Consider the following 9,342-nt stretch of genomic DNA (forward strand, 5'->3'; position numbering starts at 1 on the left):
GATTCAAAAAAAGAACTTGGCATAATTGAAATTGGTCTGATTGGGAAATAACTTGCAATTCTTGATATACAAAATTTTGAAATTCTTGTAAAAAGAGAATTTCTTGAGGTTGAGGATGAACAAGATGGACAGTACCAAAAGAAAATCAAAAAGATAAAAAATTGGAAGAAAATAATCAAAATAAAGCTAAAAAAGAAGAAAATAAAGAAAAAGAAGATAAAGATAAAAAAAATGACAAACAGGAAAATAAAAAAGTAAAAGAAGATAAAAAAGATAAAAAATTGGAAAAAAATAATAAAAACGAAGCTATAAATAAAATTTTAGAAAAAATAATTGATGAAAAAAAATGAAAAAATATAAATAAAAGAATAAAAATTGAAAATAAAGAATTAAAAGAAAAATTATATTTATTTAATAAAATAATAAATTTTAATAAATTTGATAAAATTTTATCTTGAAATAAATATTATCAAGAAATGTTAATTTATTATCAATATATGATATTATGAATAGATTATTTTTTAGAAACAAGAAATCCTATTTATAAAGAGATTATTTTTGAAAATTATAAAAAATTTGATTATATATATAATATATTTAATGAAAATTATGAAAAAATAAATAATTTAATAAACAAAAATAAAAAAAATGAAAATAATACTGAAAATATTATAAATTATTACATAAAAAATTGAGTAGTAAAAGAAAATATATTTAATAAATTAGATAATATTATTACAAAAAAAGAATTAGCAAAATTAATGAAATCTATAAATGATAATACTTCAATAATTAATTTAAATGCAAATAAATGATGTTATATTACAGATATTTGAAATTTGGATTGAGTTTATGATTCAAGTATTAGATGGGCATGTTGAGTTTGAATTTTATGAACAGAAAATAATAAATTCAATCCATACTCCCCTATTCAAATAAATAAATTTTACTCAAATTTATCAAAGTTTCATAATATTAATTATGAATTCAATAATAAATCTTTATTGAATTATAAAACAATTTTGATTGATTTATATGAAAATGAAAATGAAAATGAAAATATAAATCTAAAATAATTAATTTTATAACTAAATTCTGGTTTAATTTTAATTATTTGAATTTAATTTATCATATTCCCATTTTATAGGATTTTCTATTATATATTTTTTTATTTTATTTAATTCATCTTCATTTCTAATAATTCTATCATAATATGATTTTTGCCATGAAAATAAAAAATCATTTTGTATTGCATTTATTTGTTTTGTTATTGTTCATTTTAATCATTTCATAATTGTAGGGACAAATTGCATTGGTCATTCTTGATTATATGAAATATTATTTTTTGAAACAATATTTATTTAAAATAATTAATTTACTATTTAAAACTTCCTTTCAAAGGATAGTTATTTTTTATTTTTTTTATCATCAAAGATATTATTTTTAATAATTCTTTATTATTTTTTTCTAATTCATCATAATGAGGATAGTCAGATATAGATCATGATTTTTTCAATAATTCTAAACAATAATAAGCATTATTAACTTCCCTATCAATTTGATATAATTTGTCTAATAATTCTATTATATTTTTGGAATATTTTGATTCATTTATTAAAATTCAAACTATAGTTCATGATTCAAAAAGCTTGTTATTAATAAGATTTTCTTTTTTATTTTCACAAATAAAATTATATAATTTCACTATATTTAAACTAAATTCAAAAGACTTTTCTTTAAAAGTTTTATTTTTTTTAACATATTTATCATAAGCCTTATTTTTTTCTTCAAATAATTTCATATTATTATAAATTATCAATTCAGTATCAAAATCTTTTGCTTTCAATATTATTTTAGAATTTTCTGTAAAAAGATTATTTTCATTATATAAATTATCTTTTTTTTCTTCTATATTTTGATAATCAAAATTTTGAAAAACTATATTTCAATATTTATTGTTTTTTTTATTATTTTTATTAGTTTCATTTTCTTGATTAGATATAATCTCTTCTATAATTTCTAATTTTCTATTTTTCAGAGAAAAATATATTTGAGCAAATTTTTTTTGTTCAATATCAACATTTATATTATGACTAATAAGATAACAAGCATATCTTGTTAAAACAATATCAGATATTTCTTTTTTATTTCATTCTCATAATTTTACAGATTTTGTTATATAAACAAAATTTTCAGAATGATTATATCAAATTGTATTACAATAATCTATAGATTTTGATATAATATTCAAAAAATTATCCCATTTAGTATATCAAAATAATTTTTGTAAATCTCTTGCAAGCCAAAATTCTGCTCAATTTCAAATATTTTGAACATATTCTTCAAAATTCAAAAATAAATTCTTAATAAACAATTTATCCATAATATTTTTTAATTTAATTATTTAAATTATATTTTTATTTTTTTCTTAAAATTTCAATAATTAATTCTCTTGTATATCTTCCAAATAAGAATTTATTGAATCTTGATCTATTTCTTTCAAAAACTCAATTGGATCAACTTTAAATCTATTAAAATCTGTTCTATTATTGGCAACCATATCAACAGAAAATCAAGGTATTCTATATGTATCTGATTCAGATATTATCTGTAATCTAGATAATCTATAATTCATATTTGTATCAAAAGTTCATTCAAACTCATGACCATTTACTGAAAAACTTAACATAAAAAATCATTCTTTTATAACTCTATTTATACTAACTTCTGATCAAAGATAATCTTTAAATCTAGATCTTAAAGACAAAATTTCTTGACGATCTAGACCCATAGAATCATCATTTAATTTTACTAATTCTTCATATCATACACTAATAAAATTAATTACTTTTTGATCTGAAATATCTTTATTTGACGACATATCAGATAATTTTTTTTCTAAATTTTTATTATTTGTCTCAAATGAAATAAGTGTATTTGATTCCAATGATAAATTAATATAATCATTCTCATATTCTATACTAATATAATCATCTTGACAATCTTTAATTTTTAAACCATCTTCCGAACTTACAAATTCTCTTAATCAATAACATATATTATATGTTGTATCTTGTCATTCAGATTTAATTAATACAGCTATATATTCAGATAAATCTCAAATTGATATATATTCCAAATTTTTCATATATTTATTTACTCCTTGATTAATATAATTATCATTTATTTTAATATTTTCTATTTTAAAATCATATCAATAATCATTATAAAATAAAACTTGCACATCAAAATCTTTTTTAGATACTTTATCATCAACATTATATGAAACTGTCAATTTTCATAAAGAAGTAAACTTTTTTTCTCAAGAACGTTTTCTCTTAGTCTCAATATAATTAGATAATTCTAATAAAAAATCATCATATTTACTAACAATAGTTTGTTTATTTATTTGCTCATCAGTTCATGCTCAATGTCCTTTATCTCATGATACAATAGTAAGTATTTCATCATCTCTTATTCATTCATATCAAACTAAATTATCTCATCTACTAACATTAGAAATTTTATTTTCAATACTTAAAACACTATCTTTACTTGTTGCCATTATTGATGGATTTTTTTTGATATCGTCAGATATGATATTTTTAAGATATTTTTCATTAAAATAAAAAACTATTTTTGAGTACATCTTATCAAGATTCTGTTTTTTTAATAATTCTTCCAAAAAAGATAAATAATTATTTATTAGGCTAATAGAAGTTTTATTTAAAAGAATTTTTCTTTGAAAAATAATAATTTTTAAATTATTTAATTTATTATTTTTATAAACTCTAGTTCATAATACTGAATTTAATTCAGATAAAAAAACATAATATTCTTGTGAAAATTTTAAATCAGATATTAATCCATCATCACATTGATTAACCATATTATCAAAATAATCAATATTTCTTGATTGATATTTTATAGAATTATTAATTCATTTACAAAAATCAGCTTTATATTTATCTCAAACATTATTAAATATAGCACTTAAATCACTTTCATATCATGAAAAATCATATAAATGCATATTAGTCAAAAAATTTTCTACATTTTTATTACATAAATAATTTAATAACTTACTTGAATTTAAACATTTAAGACCAAAATCTGAAATAACATCATTTTTTATTCAAATAATATCTGGTTTATTTATCTTATTATAATCTAAACTTATATCATCATATAATATTTTTTCCAAATATCCTATAAATTCCTTTTTTTTTCAAGATTCCGTATATAATGGAACTGGCAAACTAGATAAATAAGCTTTATCTAATTCAAAATTAAATGGAAAAACAAATCAAGATAAATTAATTATATTAGAATTAGAATTTATTTTATTATCTCAAACTTCAAGAGTTCATCAAATCAAAGTAGTATTTAGATTTTCAACTTCTAAATCAACAACATCGTTTCATATATATAAATTATTTGCTTCAAATACAGATCAAGTCATACTATATCAATCTACTTTTCATCACATATTATCATATTTTACAGACATATAATCTGCATTAACATCAAAATCTACAAACCAAAAAAACAAAATAGAAACAATAATAATTATTATATATATTCAAGAAGGAAATAATATATTTCTTATTTTATCATATTTATTTATTATCAACAATAATTCTTCATTTAAATTATTTTTTTTATTATTCATTTTTATTTTAATTTTTATATAATAAATATTATTTAATCAATAAATATATTATAACAATATTTTATCAAATGTCAAAAAAAAAATTTAACAATTTGATGAAAAAATTTATACATAAAAAATCTTGATAATTTTAATTTTTTAATTAAATAATAAATTATTATATATTTTTAGTAATATATAAATTGAAAATAATATAAAAAATAATCATTTAAAATATGGAATTAGAAATTATAAAAAATTTTTTGTTGGAAAACTTTTGGATTGGAAATTTAACTGTTTTTATTGCTGTCATTTTGGCAAATACATTTCCTATAATGTTTTTTGTATATCCTTATTTAATAATTTTTTTATGAGTTTTTTTGTCAAAAAATTTTTGAGATTGGTATATTACATATTTTTTATTATTAATCTGATCTATCTTATGAGAAAGTATAAGTTATTTTTTTTGATATAAATATTGAGATAAACTTATAAAAAATAAACTATTCAAAAATGATAAATCACAAAAAATTTTAAATAAAATTTTAAATAATAAATTTAAAACAATATTTTTTTGAAAAATAACACCATGAATATTTTGAATAATTCCTATTTTTTGTTGAATATTAAAAATAAATTTTACTTTTTTCTTCTTTACTAATTTATTAATTAGTATTCTTGCAGTAAGTTACATATTTTGATTTTTATATTTTGGTATAGAAATATTTGAAAAATATTTTTGAGAAAATATAATGTATATTATAATATATATCATTATTATATATTTAATATATCTATTTTTCAAAAATAGAAAAGAAATAATAAAAAATATAAAAAACATTAATAAAAAATAATTTATGATAATATATCTTTTTTTATTTGTTCAGTTAAATTATGTAAATGGACTATATTATGCAATGATAATAATGTAGAACCTAACATTTCTTTTTCTTTAAATAAATGATGCAAATATCATCTCGTAAAATTTTTACATGTAAAACATTGACATTCATTATCCAAACTATCTTTACTCATTTTATGAATTGAATTTTTTATTCTAATTCTTTCTCAACTACTATGAAATGCAACTCAATGTCTTGCAAGTCTTGTTGGTAAAACACAATCATACATATCTATTCATTGATATATTGTTTCCAGTAAATCTTCAGGAGTTCCTACTCACATTAAATATCTTGGTTTATTTTCAAGCAATGAATTACTAAGCCAATCAACTACTTTATACATTTCTTCTTTAGTTTCTCATACACTTACTCATCATATTGCTATTCAGTCCCAAGCATAATTATTAAGAAAATCTAATGATTCTAATCTTAAATCTTTGTGCAATCATCATTGTATAATAGGAAAAAGAACTCAATTTAAATCATTATACTTATTTTCAAAATAATCAAAAGCCTTTTTTGCCCATATATGTGTCAAATTCATTTGTTTAGCAGTTTGTTTTTTATCATTTCAATGCACAGGACTACATACATCCAAGACCATCATAATATCTGAAAACAAATCTCATTGTATATCAACTACTTTTTCTGGAGTAAAAATATGTTCTGATCAGTCTTTAGGAGATCTAAACCAAACTCAATCATTTTTTATTTTTACTAATGATTTATTTCTAGAACTTCTTTTATCTAATCATAATGAAAATACTTGAAATCATCAACTATCTGTCAATATTAATCAATCCCAATTTTGAAATTTATGTAATCATCAAAAATATTTTACAGTTTTATGTCAAGCACTTATATACATATGAAAAGTATTTGCCAAAATTATACCAATTTTTTTATCAGTTCAAGTATATTTAGGATCATTTAATATATCCAAAATCATTGATTTAATAGTTGCTTTTGTTCATACGGGCATAAATACAGGAGTAGTTATCGTTTTTCAATTTAAATTTAATTTAGCGACTCTAGCTTTTCATTTAGTTTTTATAATATCAAATTTTAGTTTATTATTTTTCATTTTTTGAGTATTGATTTTTTAGTAAAAATCTTTATTAATTATATATTAAATATAATTTAATTAAGTAATTTTCTTTTTATTTATTTTTTATATATTTTCAATATGAAAAAGTTTTTTATTTTTCTGTTTTTATATTTTACATTATTCTTTTCAAACTCATATTCTCAAGAAAATTTACAAATTTGAGAAAATTTTTCAACTTGAAGTATATTAAATCGAGATGATATCCAAAATTTTAATGTATGAATGAATTGTATAGAAAATAAATATAAAATATCTGGTGAGGAAAATATAAAATATAATTCTTATTCAGATTATACTGTAAAAGCAAATGAAGAAATAAAATTATTCACTCCAGTAGATGGTTTTATGCATATTTATAAGAATTGAAAAGAAGTATATTCTACAAATTGATTTTCTGTAAACTATGATTTCCCAGAAATTTGAGAATATGAAATTTTTTCTTATGTAGAAGATGCACAATGATGTTCTTATGAAATATGGCAAAAAATTAATTCATATAAAGATATATATACATATATAGGTGATGATATTCAACAATTAAGTCTTATTCAAAATACTTTTACTCAAAGAAATATTTATCTTGAAAAAATATTTATTCCACAAAAAAACTTTTTTTTGGAAGATGATTTTTTTTCTGTTATATTAGAAAATACTGCTAATATTTCTGATTCAAGTATTATCATAATTAATAATGCAAATTTTTCTTCTATTTTTGAATTTTTGGGAAAATTTTCAAATATTTATAAAATAGATCTTTCTGAAAAAGACTTTTTTCTTATTACAGATCAAAATACTAATTTTATTAAGAGAACTTTGGCACAATATATTAATAAAATTTGACTTAAAAATATAAATATATTATCTTCTTGAGATATATTAAATTTATTTGATGATATATCACAAGATAATTTTAGAGTATATGAAAAAGAATATTTACAAACTTTTTCAATATCTTTTGAAGATTCTGATAAACAATATTTTTTATCTTATGTTGTAGATGTATTATTATCAAATGATTTTCCTATTCATTTAATATGAATTATACTAACTTTATCTACTTCCGTTTTGGTAGTAACTATTTTTAGACAAATTATAGGTTTTTCTGTATTTGGTGTTTATAATCCAATTTTGTTTGCTATTAGTATGCTTGTTTTATGAATAAATTTAACTTTTATACTATTATTTGTATGATTATTATCTACTTTAGTAGTTAGATTATTTACCCAAAAAATATATTTATTATATAGTGCAAAAATATCTTTACTTATGATAATATATTTTATATTAAGTTTTATTGTTTTTTGGATTGATAATGAATTTTGATTTTATTTTATAGATTATTCTATATTTACAAATTCTTTTATTATGTTTCCATTAGTATTTATGATAATGGTATCAAATAAAATATTTAGCGAAAATTTTGTATTATTTAGTAAATCTTGGTTTATTTCTTTTATTGAATTTTTGATAGTATCTAGTGTAGTTTATACAATTATTACTTTATCAGAATTTGAATTTTTTATTTTAGCTTATCCAGATTTTATTCTGTTAATATTAATTATAAATATTTTAGTTTGAAGATTTACTTGATTACAATTACTTGAATATATCCGTTTTATGCCTTTACTTAAAAATAAATGAGAAGAAGAATAAAATAATTCTTTTATATATTTGAAACTATATAATACTTGAAATTTAAATCAAAATCACAAAACAAACTTCATAAAAAATCATTAACAAAAAAACATTTCTTAATCAGAAATGTTTTTTGTGTCTTATTTGATATAATTATACTATATCTTAATTATTACTTTCTATTTTTAAATTATCTATATCACTTTCACTATCTATATGATAATCACCTTCATTATTTCCAGAAAAAGTATTATTAATAATTTCAATATTATCAATTTTATTTTCAGAATTATTAATACGAACTCAATAATTATCATTATCATAAATATTATTTGAATCAATAGACAAAGAATTTGAATTATTAACATATATTCAATCTCAATCTCATGAAGTATCACTAATATTAATATAATTATCTTTTGTAAAAGATATATCATTATCTTTCACTATTGATTTATAACTTTCATTATTTATATTTATATCAGTAACAGTTATAGCACTTCATGAATTATATTCAATATCATTTCAAATAACTTCAACATGAAGAGTCGCATCACCTCATCAATTTAATTCAATTCATGCATACTTCTCGTCAGTATTATTATTTCTATATACTTTATTGTTTTTTATCAGAACATATCTTTCATCAGGTTCTGTATCTTCATTTGATGGTGAAGAACCTACACCATAATGATGAATTCATCTTTCTATATTATCACTAATCTCTGTATTTATAATTTCTCCATAAGAATATAAAGTTATACCATCTCAAGTATTATGAGTAGATTTTGAATTTCTTATTGAAATATTTTTAGATTTTTTTACTCTAATTCAATCATCATTATTATTATGAGAATATACATTATCAATCAATATATTATTTGAAAATTCAGCATAAATACCTCTTTTACCAAACTCTTTAATTTCAATATTTTTAATTTCAATATTATCAAAATTATAAATATATATTCAATGTTCATTAATATCTGTACCATCCAATATTGATCTATCTGTACCGACACCTATTAAAGCAATTCATTTTTTAT

The 9,342-nt window shown here is 18.5% G+C and carries 8 protein-coding genes; 3 read left to right on the top strand and 5 right to left on the bottom strand.

What is annotated here, in order from left to right; all coding sequences use genetic code 25:
* Positions 1-1,076 (top strand): hypothetical protein (locus VAMP_RS03340; RefSeq protein ID WP_213349239.1); only part of this gene is annotated, 1,076 nt, incomplete at its 5' end.
* A gap of 30 nt (positions 1,077-1,106) precedes the next feature.
* Here the strand turns inward: VAMP_RS03340 and VAMP_RS03345 are convergent.
* The 3 genes from VAMP_RS03345 to VAMP_RS03355 form a co-directional block, all read right to left on the bottom strand.
* A complete protein-coding gene (locus tag VAMP_RS03345) occupies positions 1,107-1,313 on the bottom strand; it encodes a transposase (RefSeq protein WP_213349242.1) in 207 nt (68 codons plus the stop codon).
* Positions 1,314-1,378: 65 nt separating this feature from the next.
* Positions 1,379-2,383, bottom strand: a complete 1,005-nt coding sequence (locus VAMP_RS03350) for a four helix bundle protein (RefSeq protein WP_213349245.1) — start codon at positions 2,381-2,383, stop codon at positions 1,379-1,381.
* A gap of 60 nt (positions 2,384-2,443) precedes the next feature.
* A complete protein-coding gene (locus VAMP_RS03355; protein WP_213349248.1) occupies positions 2,444-4,672 on the bottom strand; it encodes a hypothetical protein in 2,229 nt (742 codons plus the stop codon).
* A 215-nt stretch (positions 4,673-4,887) separates the two neighbouring features.
* On the opposite strand from VAMP_RS03355, the gene VAMP_RS03360 reads away from it, so the two are divergent.
* Positions 4,888-5,505, top strand: coding sequence for a VTT domain-containing protein (locus VAMP_RS03360; RefSeq protein WP_213349251.1), 618 nt, complete (start codon positions 4,888-4,890; stop codon positions 5,503-5,505).
* Between the two features lies 1 nt (position 5,506).
* On the opposite strand, the gene tgt is transcribed toward VAMP_RS03360, so the two are convergent.
* Positions 5,507-6,637 (bottom strand): tRNA guanosine(34) transglycosylase Tgt, encoded by a 1,131-nt coding sequence (gene tgt / locus VAMP_RS03365; protein WP_213349253.1) that lies wholly within the window; start codon positions 6,635-6,637, stop codon positions 5,507-5,509.
* Positions 6,638-6,739: 102 nt separating this feature from the next.
* Here tgt and VAMP_RS03370 point away from each other — a divergent pair, with 102 nt between their 5' ends.
* Positions 6,740-8,314 (top strand): 7TM domain-containing protein, encoded by a 1,575-nt coding sequence (locus tag VAMP_RS03370; protein ID WP_213349257.1) that lies wholly within the window; start codon positions 6,740-6,742, stop codon positions 8,312-8,314.
* 147 nt (positions 8,315-8,461) lie between these two features.
* Here the strand turns inward: VAMP_RS03370 and VAMP_RS03375 are convergent.
* Positions 8,462-9,342 (bottom strand): right-handed parallel beta-helix repeat-containing protein (locus VAMP_RS03375; protein WP_213349260.1); only part of this gene is annotated, 881 nt, incomplete at its 5' end.

The organism is Candidatus Vampirococcus lugosii (assembly GCF_018420025.1).
GTDB lineage: Bacteria > Patescibacteriota > Gracilibacteria > Absconditabacterales > Absconditicoccaceae > Vampirococcus > Vampirococcus lugosii.